General features: G+C 60.9%; 18 protein-coding genes. 5 read left to right on the top strand and 13 right to left on the bottom strand.

Features of this window, described 5'->3' with window-relative positions:
* Window position 1: 1 nt before the first annotated feature.
* Window positions 2-433, bottom strand: a complete 432-nt coding sequence (locus FS690_RS06715) for a multidrug/biocide efflux PACE transporter (RefSeq protein WP_039383032.1) — start codon at window positions 431-433, stop codon at window positions 2-4.
* Window positions 434-523: 90 nt separating this feature from the next.
* On the opposite strand from FS690_RS06715, the gene FS690_RS06710 reads away from it, so the two are divergent.
* Window positions 524-1,396 (top strand): LysR family transcriptional regulator, encoded by an 873-nt coding sequence (locus FS690_RS06710; protein ID WP_039383034.1) that lies wholly within the window; start codon window positions 524-526, stop codon window positions 1,394-1,396.
* Here FS690_RS06710 and ybaK read toward each other — a convergent pair.
* The 3 genes from ybaK to copA all read right to left on the bottom strand — a co-directional run bounded on the left by ybaK (window position 1,393) and on the right by copA (window position 5,468).
* The gene (gene ybaK / locus FS690_RS06705) at window positions 1,393-1,872 is read right to left on the bottom strand and encodes a Cys-tRNA(Pro)/Cys-tRNA(Cys) deacylase YbaK (RefSeq protein WP_104084634.1); all 480 of its coding nucleotides are present in this window, start codon (window positions 1,870-1,872) and stop codon (window positions 1,393-1,395) included. The genes FS690_RS06710 and ybaK overlap by 4 nt on opposite strands.
* Window positions 1,873-2,079: 207 nt before the next feature.
* Window positions 2,080-2,889, bottom strand: a complete 810-nt coding sequence (locus FS690_RS06700; protein ID WP_104084635.1) for a TraB/GumN family protein — start codon at window positions 2,887-2,889, stop codon at window positions 2,080-2,082.
* A gap of 71 nt (window positions 2,890-2,960) precedes the next feature.
* Window positions 2,961-5,468: a copper-exporting P-type ATPase CopA gene (gene copA / locus FS690_RS06695; protein ID WP_145339227.1), complete on the bottom strand. Its 2,508-nt coding sequence runs from the start codon at window positions 5,466-5,468 to the stop codon at window positions 2,961-2,963.
* A gap of 94 nt (window positions 5,469-5,562) precedes the next feature.
* On the opposite strand from copA, the gene cueR reads away from it, so the two are divergent.
* Entirely contained in the window at window positions 5,563-5,979 is a 417-nt protein-coding gene (gene cueR / locus FS690_RS06690) for a Cu(I)-responsive transcriptional regulator (RefSeq protein ID WP_071668947.1), read from the top strand.
* Here cueR and FS690_RS06685 read toward each other — a convergent pair.
* The 5 genes from FS690_RS06685 to tesA form a co-directional block, all read right to left on the bottom strand.
* Complete coding sequence (locus FS690_RS06685) at window positions 5,955-6,413, bottom strand: NfeD family protein (RefSeq protein ID WP_071668948.1); 459 nt, start codon at window positions 6,411-6,413, stop codon at window positions 5,955-5,957. The two genes, cueR and FS690_RS06685, sit on opposite strands and share 25 nt — an antisense overlap.
* Entirely contained in the window at window positions 6,413-7,327 is a 915-nt protein-coding gene (locus FS690_RS06680; protein WP_145339225.1) for an SPFH domain-containing protein, read from the bottom strand. Before FS690_RS06680 ends, FS690_RS06685 begins: the two co-directional genes overlap by 1 nt.
* 58 nt (window positions 7,328-7,385) lie before the next feature.
* A complete protein-coding gene (locus FS690_RS06675; protein ID WP_094111783.1) occupies window positions 7,386-8,240 on the bottom strand; it encodes a co-chaperone YbbN in 855 nt (284 codons plus the stop codon).
* Window positions 8,241-8,319: 79 nt separating this feature from the next.
* Window positions 8,320-9,093 (bottom strand): SDR family oxidoreductase, encoded by a 774-nt coding sequence (locus FS690_RS06670; protein ID WP_104084638.1) that lies wholly within the window; start codon window positions 9,091-9,093, stop codon window positions 8,320-8,322.
* 25 nt (window positions 9,094-9,118) lie between these two features.
* Window positions 9,119-9,751 (bottom strand): multifunctional acyl-CoA thioesterase I/protease I/lysophospholipase L1, encoded by a 633-nt coding sequence (gene tesA, locus FS690_RS06665; protein ID WP_139803627.1) that lies wholly within the window; start codon window positions 9,749-9,751, stop codon window positions 9,119-9,121.
* On the opposite strand from tesA, the gene ybbA reads away from it, so the two are divergent.
* A complete protein-coding gene (gene ybbA, locus FS690_RS06660; RefSeq protein WP_039383054.1) occupies window positions 9,719-10,405 on the top strand; it encodes a putative ABC transporter ATP-binding protein YbbA in 687 nt (228 codons plus the stop codon). The two genes, tesA and ybbA, sit on opposite strands and share 33 nt — an antisense overlap.
* A complete protein-coding gene (gene ybbP / locus FS690_RS06655; RefSeq protein ID WP_104084640.1) occupies window positions 10,402-12,819 on the top strand; it encodes a putative ABC transporter permease subunit YbbP in 2,418 nt (805 codons plus the stop codon). Before ybbA ends, ybbP begins: the two co-directional genes overlap by 4 nt.
* Window positions 12,820-12,855: 36 nt before the next feature.
* Here the strand turns inward: ybbP and purK are convergent, their stop codons facing one another.
* The 4 genes from purK to ppiB all read right to left on the bottom strand — a co-directional run bounded on the left by purK (window position 12,856) and on the right by ppiB (window position 15,768).
* Entirely contained in the window at window positions 12,856-13,920 is a 1,065-nt protein-coding gene (gene purK, locus FS690_RS06650) for a 5-(carboxyamino)imidazole ribonucleotide synthase (protein ID WP_039383059.1), read from the bottom strand.
* Window positions 13,917-14,426, bottom strand: a complete 510-nt coding sequence (gene purE, locus FS690_RS06645; RefSeq protein WP_039383061.1) for a 5-(carboxyamino)imidazole ribonucleotide mutase — start codon at window positions 14,424-14,426, stop codon at window positions 13,917-13,919. Before purE ends, purK begins: the two co-directional genes overlap by 4 nt.
* 131 nt (window positions 14,427-14,557) lie before the next feature.
* Window positions 14,558-15,274 carry a UDP-2,3-diacylglucosamine diphosphatase gene (lpxH, locus tag FS690_RS06640; protein ID WP_094111780.1) on the bottom strand — a complete coding sequence of 239 codons (717 nt, stop codon included), beginning with the start codon at window positions 15,272-15,274 and terminating at the stop codon, window positions 14,558-14,560.
* Entirely contained in the window at window positions 15,274-15,768 is a 495-nt protein-coding gene (gene ppiB / locus FS690_RS06635) for a peptidylprolyl isomerase B (RefSeq protein WP_039383066.1), read from the bottom strand. Before ppiB ends, lpxH begins: the two co-directional genes overlap by 1 nt.
* 215 nt (window positions 15,769-15,983) lie before the next feature.
* Between ppiB and cysS the strand changes: the two genes are divergently transcribed.
* A complete protein-coding gene (gene cysS, locus FS690_RS06630; RefSeq protein ID WP_145339223.1) occupies window positions 15,984-17,369 on the top strand; it encodes a cysteine--tRNA ligase in 1,386 nt (461 codons plus the stop codon).
* The last annotated feature ends 28 nt before the right edge of the window (window positions 17,370-17,397 follow it).

The raw sequence follows: 17,397 nt of genomic DNA, 5'->3' as shown, positions 1-17,397 counted from the left end.
ATCAGGCGCGGCAGGATGGCTGCGCAAACCAGCGCAGGCGCAGCTTATCCCAGACCCAGTTGTAAACCATGGTGTAGGGCAGGAAAAACAGAAAGAATCCCACCTCCACTAAAAAGGCGTTAAGCAGCGAAATATGCAACATGCCGGCGGCGATCGGCAGGCCTATCAGGATAAATCCCCCTTCAAAACAGAGCGCATGCAGGGCACGCAGCCCCAGCCCGCGCTTCTGATGCGGCGGCCAGATGCGATCGAACAGGGTGTTATAGATCATGTTCCACAGCATCGCGACGGTAGAAAGGGCAATCGCCAGCGTGCCCATCTGGAACAGCGGCTTGTCCATAATCCATGCTGCCAGCGGCGCGATAGTCACAATAGCCAGGCCCTCAAAGCCCACGGCGTGCAGAATGCGTTCTTTCAGCGAACGGGTACGCATAAATACCTCCGGTTACGTAATAACGCGCATTTTCGCACTGCACGCATCTGAGATAAAATGAGTGTCTATCGAAAAAAACGATGGTAAACCATGAAATACTCTCCGGAATCCCTTGAGGCATTTGTCCAGACTGTTGCGAGCGGCTCTTTCTCTGCTGCTGCCCGCGCGCTGGCAAAAAGCCAGTCCACCATCAGTGCTGCCATCGCTAACCTTGAAATTGATTTAGGCTTTGCGCTGTTTGATCGTCGCGGCCGTCAGCCGGTGCTGACACCGCAGGGGGAACGCGCGCTGGCTCAGGTGCAGCAGATCCTGGCCGCCAGTCAGCGGCTGGATGAACTGGCGCTGCGTCTGTCGCAGGGTGTTGAGCCGCGCCTGAGTCTGGCCATTTCCGATTTCTGGCAGGCCGATCATCATGAACATCTGCTGACGCGGTTTGATGCCCGCTACCCCGATATCGACTTTGAATGCATGATTGCAGAGGATGAGGATGTACTGGATCTGCTGCAGGCGGGGCGGGTGCACCTGGGCGTGGTCCGCACTCAGCCTGCGCTGCCGCCCGATCTGGCGGTAGCCCGGCTGCAGGTGGAGGCGCAGATGGCGATCTTTCTGCATCAGGATCACGCGCTGTCGCAGCTGGCTCAGGTGAGTGAGGCGCAGCTCAGCGAGCTGCGGCAGCTGCGGCTGAACACCTGGGTACAGACGCGCGGACCGCTGCCGGCTGCCGGACGAACCTGGTCAGCGCCGACGTATCTGCTGCTGCTGGAGATGGCGGAGCAGGGGTTTGGCTGGAGCGTACTGCCGCGCTGGCTGGTGGATCAGTTTGGTCATCAGGTCCTGAAAGAGCTTTGCGTTCCCGGCTGGCCGCAGCATATTGCGGTAGATGTGGTCTGGTCGCGACGTAATCCGCCCGGCCCGGCCGGGCGCTGGATGATCGATCAGCTTTGCGCGCAGCAGCCCGATTAATCGCAGCGTGCCACGTCGGCCAGTGTGGCATTCAGCAGCCGCGCCAGATCCTCTGCAGCCAGTTCAATGTCGAGGCCGCGTTTACCGCCAGAGATAAATATGGTGGCAAACTCTGCGGCCTGCCGATCGATCACCGTTGGCAGGCGCTTTTTCTGGCCCAGCGGACTGATGCCGCCCAGCAGGTAGCCGGTGACGCGCTGCGCCAGCTGCGGATCGGCCATCTCTGCTCGCTTTGCGCCCAGCGCTTTTGCCACTTTTTTTAGATCAAGCTGGGATGCAACCGGCGTAACCGCCACCGCCAGCGCTTTCGCATCGCCGTTCAGCGCGACCAGCAGCGTTTTAAACACCTGGCGCGCATCAAGGTTGAGCTTGCGCACCGCTTCATCGCCAAAATGCGTTTCATGGCTGTCATGCTCATAGGGGTGCAGCGTAAACGCCACGCCGTTTTTTTCCAGAAGTTTGACTGCAGGGGTCATCATTAATCCTTACGACAAAAATTCTTCTCAAAGATTGCGCTAATAACAGTGGCGAAAATCTGAACTTTGCGCGAGAATTGTCCCGCGCCACTCACCCTGGCGATAACCAAAATCATAAACAAATTCCTCTTTGACAGGTCGATAGTGATATCGGCCTTCTTTTTTTGTCTTATCCTTCGGCCACTCCTGAGCAGCGCAGGTGTCGCGTTACGGCTGCTTCTGTTTTAGCAGGCCGGGCAGATTATCATCGCCATAGAGATGCAGCGCGCCGACGGCCACCAGATAGCGACCCGATGGCAGCGCCAGCAGCTGTTCGCGCCATTGCTGGTTACGGTTACGCATCAGCGTATCGCTCAGCTCGCTGCCAAAGGTCGCGGGCAGCGCTACCGGCTGCTGCGCGGGCGGCGCTTCAAGCCACCAGCTGATCATCGTCTGCAGCAGCCGCGCATTGGTATGCCAGTGCTCAAGCGTATCCACCAGCAGCGCCCGACCCTCCTGCGGCAGGGATTTCAGCAGCGCGATCTGCGTCTCCGGCCCTTCCAGCTCAATGATCGGCTTGCCCGCTGCCTTTGCGGCCTGCAGCAGCTGATAATCGATACCATACTCCGGACGCAGTCCGAGCCGCTGCGCCTGGTGCGCCTGCAGCATCAGCGCTATCTGCCAGCAGGGCAGGGTATCAAAGAGATCACTCTCCAGCCCCAGATCCTGACAGAGCGTCTGCAGCCGCGTCAGCGTGGCGCTCTCCAGCCGGGTGTGCAGCGGCGGCAAATCTGCGGTATCCGCAAAAGGAGAGCCGCCGCGCGTGATGTCCGCCTCAACAATCAGCGCATCCGCTTTCTGCAGCTGACGCAGCAGGCCGGCTGGCAGAGGCTGCATGTTGCGTGTGCCCATATGGATACTGCCGGTCAGATGCAGCAGCCGGTCGCCCAGACGCATATCCATTGCCGGCCAGCGGTAGGCAGACGGAAAAAGCGCGGCGATCCGCTGCCAGAGACGTTGCCAGATAGGGCTGTTCATGTCCGCTCCTGTTACGGTTAAACCGTCATGCTAACGATTTATTTCGGCTAAAAACAGCGCGCTGGCTGCTATTACCGGTCGGGCGGAGTGAAACGCAGCAGGCGGTTTGCATTGCTGACGACGGTGATGGAAGAGAGGGCCATTGCTGCCCCCGCGACAATCGGGCTCAGCAGCAGGCCGGTAAAGGGATAGAGCACGCCCGCCGCAATCGGAATACCCAGGCTGTTATACACAAATGCGCCCAGCAGATTCTGGCGCATATTGCGCAGCGTGGCCTGCGAAATCGCCAGGGCATCCGCTACCCCATGCAGGTCGTTACGCATCAGCGTAAGCGGCGCCGTTTCGACCGCGACATCGCTGCCGCTGCCCATCGCAATACCGGTATCCGCCTGCGCTAACGCTGGCGCATCGTTGATGCCATCTCCTATCATCATCACCCGGCGCCCCTGCTGCTGCAGTCGGCTTATGGCTTCTGCTTTACCCTCTGGCAGCACGCCGGCGATCACTTCATCAATTCCCGCTTCAGCAGCGATAGCGCGGGCTGTGGCCTGATGATCGCCCGTCAGCATCACCAGCCGGTAGCCAGCCTGATGCAGCCGCTGCAGTGCCGCTTTACTCTCCGGCCGCAGATTATCGCGCAGCGCAATCAGGCCCAGCAGCTGGTGCGCGTCGGCCAGCAGCACTGGCGTAGCACCGCTTGCCGCGATGCGTTCGATATCTGCCCGGGCGGCGTCATAGTTAATCTGCTGCTCATCAAGCAGGGCCGTGTTGCCCAGCAGCAGGGTCTGACCTGCCACCTGTGCGCTCACGCCCCTGCCGCGCAGCGTCCGGAAGCGGGTGATCTCTGCTGCCGGCGGCTGCGGCGCGGCAGCAAGGATCGCGCTGGCAAGCGGATGCGTGGATCCCTGCTCCAGCTCCGCTGCGGCCTGCAGGATCTGCTGTTGATCCCGGTCAGCATAGCAGCAGATCTCGCCGATCTGCGGCGATCCCTGCGTCAGCGTACCGGTTTTATCAAACACCAGCGTGTCAGTTTCGCTGGCGTGCTGCAGCGCGTCGGCATCGCGCACCAGGATACCCAGCTCTGCCGCACGGCCGGTGCCGGCGATGATCGACATCGGCGTGGCCAGCCCCAGCGCACAGGGACAGGCGATGATCAGGACGGTAGTGATGATCACCAGCGCATAGGCGAGCTGCGGCTGTGGACCAATCAGATACCAGGTGAGGCCGCTCAGCAGCGCAATCGCTACCACAACCGGTACGAAAACGGCAGAGATGCGATCGGCGAGGCGGCCAATCTCCGGCTTGCTGCTTTGCGCCTGACGCACCAGATTAATAATACGTGCCAGCGTGGTGTGGCTGCCGGTGGCGCTGGCGATAAAGCGCAGCGTGCCATCCTGCACCACCGTACCGGCATAGACTTTGCTGCCAGGCGCTTTTTCCTGCGGCACGGCTTCGCCGGTCAGCATCGCTTCATCGCACCACGCCTCTCCCTGCGTGACGTCGCCATCCACCGGTACCCGATCGCCGGTGACCAGCTTCAGAGTCATACCGGCGGTGACGGCGCTCAGCGGCAGCTGCTGCTCACCCTGTTCGGTGACCACGCACGCCTGCGCCGGCGTCAGATCCAGCAGCCGCTCCAGCGCGCGCGAGGCGCGCTGACGGGCACGCTGTTCCAGCGCGTGCCCGAGGTTAATCAGGCCGATGATCATGACGCTGGCTTCAAAGTAGAGGTGGCGTGCCTGCAGCGGAAAAAATTCCGGCCACAGCGCCACGCTTATCGAATAGAGCCAGGCAGCGCCGGTGCCGAGCGCCACCAGCGTATCCATGGTGGCGGTGGCTAATCGCAGGCTGCGCCAGGCGCTGCGGTAAAAGTGGCCGCCGGCAATGATCATGACCAGCAGCGTGGCAACGCCCAGCGTACGCCACAGCGTCTGATTCTCCGGCGTCAGCATCATATGATCGCCCGCCATGCCCCAGAACATCATCGGCACGCCAAACCCCAGCGCCAGCGCCGACTGCCAGCTGAAGCGGCGCATCGCCTGCCGCGCGTTCGCCTGATGACGCTCGCGCCGGCGCTGTTCATCCTCAATCACTTCAGCGCTGTAGCCTGCCTTGTCTACGGCGGCAATCAGCGCCGGTGCGTTAACCTCACCCAGCACCAGCGCGCTGCGTTCACCGAGGTTAACGCGTGCTTCCGTGACGCCGGATACCGCGCGCAGCGCGTTCTCTACCCGGCTGACGCAGCTGGCGCAGCTCATGCCATCAATCAGCAGATGCTGTACCGGCAGCGCCGCTTCTGCCGGCTGAGAGGCCGTTGTCAGCGCCTCCGGCGGCGGCTCCTGAGCTGTCAACGGATCAGACTTTGGGGATGTTGCCTCAGGCTGCAGCGTGGCGTGGTAGCCAGCCTGCTCTACGGTTGCGATCAGCTCGCTGGCGCTGGCCGTCCCGGTCACGCGTGCCTCCTGCTGCGTGACCTCCGCCTGCTCGACGTCGCTGCGCTGTTCCAGCGCCTCTTTAACCCGTTTGACACAGTGGCCGCAGGAAAGCCCCTCCAGCGCCAGCGTTTGTCTGTCTGACATGATAGTCTCCTTAGTGAACAGAGTTGACCGGCTGCACCGGTTACAGTAGTTATAAGCGTAAACCTTCCATTCGGGGGAAGGTCAAGGAGCCGGCATGAATATCAGCGACGTTGCCAGAAAAACCGGGCTGACCAGTAAAGCGATCCGCTTTTATGAAGAGAAAGGGATCGTGACGCCGCCGCTGCGTAGCGGAAATGGCTACCGGCACTATGACGAACGCCATCTGGAAGAGCTGCATCTGCTGCGCCAGGCGCGCCAGGTTGGCTTTACGCTGGATGAGTGCCGCGAGCTGGTGGCGCTGTTCAACGATCCTGCGCGGCACAGCGCAGATGTCAAAGCGCGCACGCTGCAGAAGGCTGAAGAAATTGCAGCGCATATTGAGGAGCTGCACGCCATGCGGGCGCGCCTGCTGTCACTGGCAGAGGCGTGTCCCGGCGACGAGGGCGCCGAGTGCCCGATAATGAATCAGCTGGCGGGCTGCTGCGGTCACTCCGGCGGTAAACGCGGCTGAATCAGCAGCGTGATCCCTTCAACCGCCGTGACCGTCACCCGCGTGCCCGCGGGCAGATCGTCTGTTGCCTGTACGCGCCAGCTGCTGTCACCAATCTGTACATGTCCGATACCACTTTTAAGCGGCGTCTCCAGCGTCAGCTGCCGGCCAATCAGCTCTTTACCGCGCTGGTTCAGCGTGTTGGGTTGCTGCGTTGCAGCCTGATGGCGCATCCAGCCATACCAGCCCAGCGCACTCAGCAGCGTCAGCGCGGCAAACAGCAGCCCCTGACCAGCCCACGAGAAGGGCCACAGCCACTCGGCCAGGCCAACCAGCAGCGCCGCCATACCGCACCAGAGCAGATAACCGCTGGTGCCCAGCATTTCGGCTGCCAGCAGCAGCCCGCCCAGCGTCAGCCAGAACCAGTGCGGATGGGCAATCAGCTCCATCAGCATTACGGCCTCCGCTCCGCATAACGCTCTTTCAGCAGTTCACTGATGCCCGCTACCGAGCCGATCAGGCTGCTGGCATCGAGCGGCATCATCACCACTTTACTGTTGCCGGCTTCGCCAATTTTCTGCAGCGCATCAGTATATTTCTGCGCAACAAAGTAGTTAATGGCCTGGATATCACCGGCGGCGATCGCGTCAGACACCATGCGCGTGGCGTTCGCTTCCGCCTCTGCCTGCCGCTCACGCGCCTCGGCCTGTAAAAAAGCGGAGGTGCGCTCGCCTTCCGCTTTCAGAATCTGTGACTGCTTGTCGCCTTCAGCGCGCAGTATGGCGGCCTGACGCACGCCTTCAGCAGCCAGAATATCGGCGCGTTTGGTACGCTCAGCTTTCATCTGCGCATTCATGGCAGCGATCAGCTCCTGCGGTGGCCGCACATCGCGGATCTCAATGCGGGTAATTTTGACGCCCCAGGGGTTTGTCGCTTCATCAACGATATGCAGCAGGCGGGTGTTGATGTTGTCACGCTGCGACAGCATCTCATCCAGCTCCATGCCGCCAAGGACCGTGCGAATGTTAGTCATCGTGAGGTTGATTATCGCCAGCTCCAGATTGCTGACCTCATAGGCGGCACGCGCCGGGTCAACGACCTGAATAAAGCAGACGGCATCAATGGTGACGTTGGCGTTATCTTTGGAGATGATCTCCTGAGAAGGGATATCGAGCACCTGCTCCATCATATTGATGCGGCGTCCCACGCGATCCATAAACGGCACCACCAGGTTAAGCCCCGGCGAGAGCGTACGGGTGTAGCGTCCGAAGCGCTCTACCGTCCACTGATAGCCCTGCGGAACAATCTTGATACCGGCCCATACAATCACCAGCACCAGCACGATGATAACAGGAATAGCGGTCAGCATATAACCTCCTGGCTGTCAGATTACCGGGCCGAGTCGCTTCGGCCCGTCTGCGTATCCGTCAGTAGAGCAGCGAATAGAGCTGTCGGCGATAGCGCGAGGCGAGGGCGTCGCCGGTGCCAAGCGCGGCCAGGATCTCCTGGAACATTTTGCGCACTTCACCGTCACCGGCAGCGAGATCGCTTTTCAGAAAGCCCAGCAGCAGCTCCAGCGCCTCTTCATTACGCCCAACCTGATGCAGCTGTAACGCAAGTTTAGCAGCCAGGGTCGCGTTCTGCGGCTCGGCGTTCAGCTGCTCCTGCAGCAGCTGGATCTCAGGCGTATCCGCCGCCTGCTTCAGCAGGTCGATCTGTGAGACCAGGCTCTGATAGCGTGTATCCTGATCCTGCAGCGGCACCACATCCAGCACCGCTTCCGCTTCATCACTGCGGTTCAGGGCGATCAGCACTTCTGCCAGCAGAAAGCCAATCTCACTGTTTTTATTGCTCAGCTGCCAGGCATCTTTCAGCAGCGGCAGCGCCTCCAGCGGCTTGTTCTGCTGCATCAGTTCCATAGCCTGCTGCGCTTTCAGCTCCTCTTCGCGCGGCAGAACTTTTTCCAGTAGCGCGCGGATCGCCTCTTCCGGCTGCGGGCCCTGGAAACCATCTACCGGCTGTCCGTTCTGGAACAGATAAACCGTGGGCAGCGAGCGCAGACCGAACTGTGATGCCACCGCGGGCTCGTTGTCGCAATCGAGTTTTGCCAACAGGAACTGGCCGGCATACTCCTGTGCCAGACGCTCCAGCACCGGGGTAAGCTGCAGGCAGTGCTGGCTGCGTTCAGACCAGAAATAGAACAGAACCGGCAGCTGCATGGATTGCTCCAGCGTCTGCTGCAAATTGGACTCATTGATGTCGGTGATCAAAGCGTGTGACATGAAAAACGCTCCTGGCAGAAAGTGTAAAGAGAATATGGGGATAAAGTGTCCCGCTTCAAGCGCTGACTGATGTTACCGCTCAGTTGCTGCACAAAATGCGATCCAGCATCCAGCCCGGCAGCAGTCGTTTCAGAAAACTCATGCCCCAGGCCACCAGCGTAACCGGATAGCGCAGCCGAGGGTGACGGCTCTCCAGCGCATGGCGCAGTTTGGGCAGAATCGCTTCCGGCGGCAGGGTAAAACGCGCTGCGATACCGGGATTCTGCACCGGCTTCTCCTGTTCACCCTGCTGCACGTTATCAGTGAAGCGCGTGGCGATCGGTCCTGGCTCTATCAGGCTGACGCGCACGCCGCTGGCGCGCACTTCCATACGCAGCGCATCGCTCCACGCCTCCAGCGCCCACTTGCTGGCGGCATAGGCGCCACGCCCCGGGGTGGAGATCAGTCCCAGCACCGAGCTGGTATTGATAATGCGGCCGTCGCCGCTGTTCTGCAGCGCCGGCAGCAGCCGCATCGTCAGCTGATGGGTACCAAAGAGGTTGGTGGAGAACTGCTTTTCAAGCTGCTGGCGGCTGACGCTGCTCAGCGGCCCATACTGGCCAAATCCGCCGTTATTAAATAGCCCGTGCAGGCAATGCCCGGTGAGTGCCAGCACCTGTTCTGCCGCGGCATCCACACTTGCGGCATCGTCGAGGTCGAGCAGGATGCCGGTATATCCCAGAGCAGTCATCCGCGCAACATCCTCGGCGCGGCGGCAGGCGGCAAGCACGTGGTAGCCGCGCGCCTGTAAATCGCTGGCGGCTGCCAGCCCGATACCGCTGGAGCAGCCGGTGATCAAAACCGATTTTTGCATTTCTTTACCTGTCAAATAGCACGACTTAGCGCGAGTCATGCTTAACTAGCGGAGCCAGCGCGTCAGCCATAATGCCGGCAATAAACGGCTGCGCATCCGGATTGGGGTGAATACCATCCTGCTGCATCCACTCCGGCTTCAGATAGACCTGCTCCATAAAAAAGGGCACCAGCGGCAGGCTGTACTCTTCCGCCAGGCGCGGATAGATGGCGCTGAACGCTTCAGTGTATCGTCGTCCATAATTAGCAGGCAGCCGGATCTGCATCAGCAGCGGCTGCGCGTCAGCGGCTTTCACCGCAAGGATAATCGCACGCAGATCCTGCGCGATAGCCTGCGGCGGAAAACCGCGTAAACCATCATTACCGCCCAGTTCGATTAACACCCAGCGCGGCTGATGCTGTTTTAATAGTGCAGGCAGCCGTGCCAGACCCTGTCCGGCGGTATCACCGCTGATGCTGGCGTTGACGACGTTGGGCTGCTGCTGCCAGCGCGTGCTGAGCAGGGCAGGCCAGGCGGCGCTGGCAGACATCCGGTAGCCGGCGCTCAGGCTGTCACCTAATACCATCAGCGTATCGGCTGCAGCGATGCGCGATACCAGCAGCAGCACCACACACAGGAAGGGATAATGCCAGCGGAAAACATTGTTGCGGTTCATCATCTTACTAAGTCCGTCGGTCAGGGTGAGCATCAGCTCTCAATCCTTACCGGAGTTGAGCTGGTTGTCAAACCAGCCGAAACGCTCGCGCTGATTGGCGAATCGGGATCGGGGAAGTCGACGCTGCTGGGGATCCTCGCCGGGCTGGATGATGGCAGCAGCGGCGAGGTTCATCTGCTGGGTCAGCCGCTGCACCGCATGAACGAAGAGCAGCGCGCGGCGCTGCGCGCACGCGAAGTCGGTTTTGTGTTTCAGTCATTTATGCTGGTGCCCACGCTAAATGCGCTGGAGAACGTGCAGCTGCCGGCGCTGCTGCGCGGCGAGAGCGATCGCGACAGCCGGGCACAGGCCAGCGAGCTGCTGGCGCAGCTTGGCCTGAAAGCGCGCCTGCATCATCTTCCTGCACAGCTTTCAGGAGGCGAACAGCAGCGGGTGGCGCTGGCGCGCGCATTTAGCGGGCGTCCCGGCCTGCTGTTTGCGGATGAGCCCACCGGTAATCTCGATCGTCAGACCGGGGAGCGCATTGCCGATCTGCTGTTCTCGCTCAACCGTGATTACGCCACAACGCTGATCCTGGTGACCCATGATGAGCAGCTGGCCGCGCGCTGCGATCGGCGGCTGCGGCTGCGTGACGGCAAGCTGTGGGAGGAGGCATGATCTGGCGCTGGTTCTGGCGCGAATGGCGCTCGCCTTCGCTGCTGATTGTCTGGCTGGCGCTGACGCTGGCGGTGGCCTGCGTGCTGGCTTTGGGTTCCATCAGCGATCGCATGGAGAAAGGACTCAGCCAGCAGAGCCGCGACTTTATGGCGGGCGATCGTACGCTGCGCAGCAGCCGGCCGGTGCCGGAAGCCTGGCTGACGCAGGCGCGTGAGGAGGGATTAGCGATCAGCCGTCAACTCAGCTTCACCACTATGACCTTTGCGCGGGAGACGCCGCAGCTGGCAGATGTTAAAGCGGTGGATGACGCCTATCCGATGTTTGGTACATTGCAGACCGAGCCACCGGGCCTGCGTCCGGCGGCAGGCAGCGTGCTGGTCGCCGCGCGTCTGCTGGCGCTGCTGGATCTGCGCGTCGGCGATCCGATAGAGGTCGGCGACGCCACGCTGCGCATTGCCGGTACGGTGATCCAGGAGCCGGACAGCGGATTCAATCCCTTCCAGACGGCGCCTCGTCTGTTAATGAACCTGGCGGACGTTGAAAAAACCGGCGCCGTTCAGCCCGGCAGCCGCCTGAGCTGGCGCTATAAGTTTTCCGGCGACGCCGCACCGCTGGCGCGCTACGATCGCTGGATCGAGCCGCGCCTTAAAGGGGGCGAACGCTGGATAAGCACCGAAAACTCAGAGGATGCGCTGGGCCGTTCCATGCAGCGCGCGCAGCAGTTTCTGCTGCTGTCGGCATTACTGACGCTGCTACTGGCCATCGCGGCCGTGGCGGTAGCGATGAGCCACTACTGCCGCAGCCGTTACGATCTGGTGGCGGTGCTGAAAACGCTGGGGGCCACGCGACGTGCACTGCAGCGGCTGATTATCGGCCAGTGGCTGGCGGTGCTGCTGTTAGCGGGCGTGACCGGCAGCGCGCTGGGGCAGGGGATCGAACTGCTGCTGCTTACCCTGCTGAAGCCGGTGCTGCCCGCATCGCTGCCTGCCGCCAGCCTCTGGCCATGGCTCTGGGCGCTGGGCACCATGTTTGTTATTTCCCTGCTGGTGGGGCTGCGTCCTTATCGTCTGCTGATGGCGACCCAGCCGCTGCGCGTACTGCGGCGCGATGCGGTGGCGCGCGTCTGGCCGCTGCGCGTCTATCTGCCGGCGATGGCGCTGGTGGTGGTGCTGCTGCTGGCGCTGCTGCTGGGGGGCAGCAAAATGCTCTGGGCGCTGCTCACCGGCATCGTACTGCTGGCGCTGCTGCTCGCCGTGCTGGGCTGGGGTACGCTGCTGCTGCTGCGCCGGCTGGTCGTGCGTAACCTGGCGCTGCGGCTGGCCATTAACCGTCTGCTGCGACAGCCGGCAATGACGCTGAGCCAGCTGGCCGCGTTCTCGCTCTCTTTTATGCTGCTGGCGCTGCTGCTGGTTATGCGCGGCGATCTGCTCGATCGCTGGCAGCAGCAGCTGCCGCCGGATGCACCAAACTATTTTCTGCTGAATATTACGCAGGCGCAGGTGCCACAGGTGCGTGACTTTTTGCAGCAGCATCAGATCAAACCGGAAACCTTTTATCCCGTCGTGCGCGCGCGTCTGGTTGAGCTGAACGGCAAAGCTGCCGATCCGCGTCAGGATAATGCGCTGAACCGCGAGCTCAATCTGACCTGGCAGGCGCAGCGGCCGGATCACAACCCGCTGCTTGCCGGCAGCTGGCCCCCGCGGCCAGGGGAGGTTTCGATTGAAGCCGAACTGGCGCAGCGGCTGGGCGTTAAGCCAGGGGATGAGCTGACCTTTAGCGGCGATACGCAGACGTTCAGCGCGCGCATCAGCAGTCTGCGTAAGGTGGACTGGGAGAGCCTGCGGCCTAACTTCTTTTTTATCTTCCCGCCCGGCGCGCTGGAGCAGCAGCCGCAGACATGGCTGACCAGCTTCCGCATGGCGAATAATCCGGCGCTGCTGGCGCAGCTGAACCGGACGTTCCCGACGCTGAGCCTGCTCGATATTGGCAGCATCATGAAACAGATTGGCCAGGTGCTGGCGCAGGTGAGTCAGGCGCTGGAAATCATGGTGGTGCTGGTGACGCTGTGCGGTGTCCTGCTGCTGCTGGCGCAGATCCAGATCGGCATGCGCCAGCGTCGTCAGGAGCTGGTGGTGTATCGCACGCTGGGCGCGAGCAAACGTCTGCTGCGCGGCACGCTGTGGTGTGAGTTTGCTCTGCTCGGCGTGGTTTCCGGAATAGCGGCTGCGCTGGGTGCAGAGGCCGCGCTGTGGGCACTGCAGCGTAAAATTTTCGATTTTCCCTGGCAGCCCGACTGGACGCTGTGGTTTGCGCTACCGCTGTGCGGAGCGCTTCTGCTGTCGCTGTGCGGCGGCTGGCTGGGCGTGCGACTGCTGAAGGGCAAAGCGCTGTTCCGGCGCTTTGAAGCGGCGTAATCAGGATCCCTCTGTCTGAGGGATCCCGTCAGCAACTCAGAGCTTCGCCTGCGCCCAGGCGAGGCCCGAGGCGTATTCCGGCGGCAGCAGCGGCTGCAGCGCGTGCAGGGCAGTGGCAAGACGTGATGGCTCACTGTCAGTGAGATTCAGGTGTCCCACCTTGCGGCCAGGCCGGACCTCTTTGCCATACCAGTGCAGATGCACCAGCGGCTGCGCCAGCCAGGCGTGGTTTACGTCGCTGCCGATCAGATTCACCATCACCGAGGGTGCGAATACCGCCGGCTGCGGCAGCGGCAGGCCAAGAATGGCGCGCAGATGCAGCTCAAACTGGCTGATGGACGCGCCGTTCTGCGTCCAGTGACCGCTGTTGTGCACGCGCGGTGCCAGCTCATTGATCAGCAGTCCCTGCGGCGTGATAAAGCACTCCATCGCCATGACGCCCACGTAATCCAGCGCCTGCATAATGGCGCGCAGCATGGTTTCCGCCTGCTGCTGCTGTGCACTATCCGCCTGCGGGAACGCCACGCTGGTGCGCAGAATGCCCTCTTCGTGCAGGTTGTGTGTCAGCGGGTAGAATACCATGCTGCCATCCTGACCGCGCGCGCCTACCAGCGAAACCTCACCGCTAAAATTTATGCCCTGTTCAACAATGCACTCGCCATAGCACTCAGCGGGTAACGTCTCTGTTTCATCCGCCCGCAGCCGCCACTGGCCGCGACCGTCATAACCGCCGGTGCGGCGTTTGACAATCGCCAGTTCGCCCAGCTTCTCAAACACCGCCGGCCACTCATCAGGTGCGGCCAGCAGCTGCCACGGTGCGGTAGCCAGACCAAGCTCATCCAGCAGCTGCTTCTGCGTCAAACGGTCGGCAAGGCGCGGGAAGATATCGCGGTTCACAAAGGCGGGGTGGCGGGCGAGCTCGCGCGTCAGGGCGGTTTCCGGCCAGCGTTCAATCTCGGCGGTGATCACGCTCTCTGCAATGGGCAGCGAGGCGGGCTCCGCATCCAGTCCCACCGGATAGACCGCAATGCCCAGCGGCTCAGCCGCCTGGCGCAGCATACGGCCCAGCTGACCGTTACCCAGTACGCATACCGGCTTCATGCCTCACCCCGCGGATCCGGATTCTCCAGCACCTCATCGGTCTGCGCCTGGCGCCACGCGGTGAGACGCGATGCCAGTGCCGCATCGTGGGTGGCCAGGATCTGCGCGGCCAGCAGCGCCGCGTTGGCTGCGCCCGCTTTGCCAATGGCCAGCGTACCCACCGGAATGCCGCGCGGCATCTGTACAATCGAGTAGAGGCTGTCAACACCGCTCAGCGCGGCGCTCTGCACCGGTACGCCCAGCACCGGCACCAGCGTTTTTGCTGCGATCATGCCGGGCAGATGCGCAGCACCGCCGGCGCCCGCAATAATCACCTGGTAGCCATGCGCAGCGGCACCTTCAGCAAAACTGAACAGCTTGTCCGGGGTGCGGTGGGCAGAAACCACCTCCACGTGAAAGGGAACGTCCAGGCTGTTGAGAATTTCCTCGGCGAACTGCATGGTAGCCCAGTCACTTCTGGAACCCATGACGATAGCGATACGAGCCGGGGCGGCAGTGGATGACATGCGGTCAACTCCTGTGAATAGACAAACGAACCTGGCCGGTGAGGCAGGTAAGAAGGGCACAGAGGATAGCATGAGATAGCAGCAAGGAAAACGGTTGCGCGGCCAGAAAACGGGCAATTGCACCCGTAAAATCAGAAGGGGAAGGCGATCAGTTTTATGCCGCTGGCGTCCAGCTGGATCATCGAGCCTGCGTTGTGCCATGCCCCAAGAACAGCGCGCTGCGCGGGAAGGCCATTCAGAGAGAGCGTGTGGATTTCCGGCCGGTGCGTATGGCCGTGGATCAGCAGCGGAGCCTGCTGGCGCTGCATGGCTGCTGCCACCGCCTGCGGGTTTACATCCATAATGGCCAGCGATTTATGCTGGTTCGCCTGCCGGCTGCCGGCGCGCATTCTGGTCGCGATGCGCAACCGCAGACGCAGTGGCAACGCCAGAAACAGCCGCTGCAGCCAGCGCTGGTGGACCTTTGCGCGAAAGCGCTGATAGCCAGCATCGTCCGTGCAGAGCGTGTCGCCGTGCATAATCAGCACGCGCTGACCATACAGCTCCAGCACCTTCTCCTCCGGCAATAGCGTCATGCCGCTGGCGCGGGCAAAGCGCTTGCCCAACAGGAAATCGCGGTTGCCGTGAATAAAATAGACCGGCACCGGCAGGGCGCGCAGGGCGGTGGCGATCTGCTGATGCAGCGGATTAGGATCGTCATCGCCAATCCAGGCTTCAAACAGATCGCCCAGGATGTAAAGCGCCTCGCACTGCCGCGCTTCACCCTGCAAAAAATGCAGAAAACCGGCAGTAATTGCCGGTTCTTCCTGACACAGATGGAGATCTGCGATAAACAGCGTGCGCGACATTACTCGCTGACGGTCACTTTCTGGATGACAACGTCTTCGGTCGGCACGTCCTGATGCATACCGCTGCGGCCGGTTTTCACCGCTTTGATTTTTTCGACGACATCCATACCTTCAACCACTTCAGCAAACACGCAGTAACCCCAGCCCTGCAGGCTTTCGTCGCGGAAGTTCAGGAAGTCGTTGTCAGCAACGTTGATAAAGAACTGTGCGGTTGCCGAGTGCGGAGCCTGAGTGCGCGCCATCGCCAGCGTGCCTTTGGTGTTTTTCAGGCCGTTGTTCGCTTCGTTGCGGATTTCAGCTTTAGTAGCTTTCTGCTTCATGCCCGGTTCGAAACCGCCGCCCTGAACCATAAAGCCATTGATGACACGGTGGAAAATAGTGTTGTCATAAAAACCTTCACGGCAGTAGTCCAGGAAGTTCTGTACGGTGGCCGGCGCTTTATCATCAAAGGTTTTGATTACGATATCGCCATGGTTCGTCTGGAAAGTGACCATTATATTCGTCCTGTGGAGGTTGTATTCAGTATCAGTTGCCGCGTTCGCATGCGGACGGGCATTTTGTCGACGCCTCTTATAACATAATTTCCCGGAACGCGTCAGCAAGGCAACGGCATCTGGTATCTCAGCGATGCACAAGTCAGAAAAATACGGCACAATATCAGGCTACCAAAGAAGGCGTCTCCCGCACACGATAAAAACGGAACCGTTCAATGCTAAAGATCTATAACACCCTGAGTCGACAGAAAGAGGAATTTAAACCTATTCATGCTGGTGAAATCGGCATGTACGTGTGTGGTATTACGGTTTACGACCTCTGTCATATCGGCCATGGGCGTACGTTTGTGGCATTTGACGTGGTGGCGCGTTACCTGCGCTATATTGGCTATCAGCTGAAGTATGTGCGTAATATCACTGATATTGATGACAAAATTATTCGCCGCGCTAACGAAAATGGCGAAACCATTGAGACGCTGACCAACCGCATGATTGCGGAGATGCACCAGGATTTTGCCGCGCTGGGCATCCTGCCGCCCGATCTGGAACCACGCGCCACGCGCCATATTGCGGAAATTATTGAGCTGGTGGAGCGGCTGATTGAACGCGGTCACGCCTACGTGGCGGAGAACGGCGATGTGATGTTTGATGTGCTGAGCGATACCGATTATGGCGCGCTGTCGCGTCAGGATCTGGAGCGGCTGCAGGCGGGTGCCCGTGTGGAAGTGGCAGAGGTAAAACGCAACCCGATGGATTTCGTGCTGTGGAAGATGTCCAAAGCCGATGAGCCGTCGTGGGAATCGCCGTGGGGCAACGGTCGTCCGGGCTGGCACATCGAGTGCTCCGCCATGAACTGCAAGCAGCTTGGCAGCCACTTTGATATTCACGGCGGCGGCTCTGACCTGATGTTTCCGCACCATGAAAATGAAGTGGCGCAGTCCACCTGCGCGCACGACGGTCCCTATGTCAATTACTGGATGCACTCCGGCATGGTGATGGTTGACCGTGAGAAGATGTCAAAATCACTCGGCAACTTCTTCACCGTGCGCGATGTGCTGCAGCACTATGACGCCGAAACCGTACGCTATTTCCTGATGTCAGGCCACTATCGCAGCCAGCTTAACTACGGCGAAGATAACCTCAACCAGGCACGTGCGGCGCTGGAGCGTCTGTATACCGCACTGCGGCATACCGATACCGGCGCGCAGCCTGCCGGTGGCGAAGCTTTTGAAGCGCGTTTCCGCGCGGCGATGGATGATGACTTCAACACGCCTGAAGCCTACTCGGTGCTGTTTGATATGGCGCGCGACGTGAACCGCCTGAAGAGTGAAGATAAAGCGGCGGCTGACGGGCTGGCGGCCAGATTGCGCGAGCTGGCGAATGTGCTGGGGATACTGCAGCAGGATCCGGAGCTGTTCCTGCAGAGCGGAGCGCAGACGAATAATGACGAAGTCGCAGAGATTGAGCAGCTGATCAAAATGCGCAACGACGCGCGTCAGGCGAAAGACTGGGCGCAGGCGGATGTGGCGCGTGACCGGCTCAACGCGCTCGGCATTGTGCTGGAAGATGGTCCGCAGGGCACCACCTGGCGACGTAAATAAGAAAAAAGGGCGAACCCGGGTTCGCCCT

Source organism: Pantoea sp. PSNIH1 (assembly GCF_007680655.1).
Lineage (GTDB): Bacteria > Pseudomonadota > Gammaproteobacteria > Enterobacterales > Enterobacteriaceae > Pantoea > Pantoea eucrina.
The sequence above is the reverse complement of the archived record's forward strand: the minus strand, read 5'-3'. Positions and strand labels throughout refer to the sequence as shown.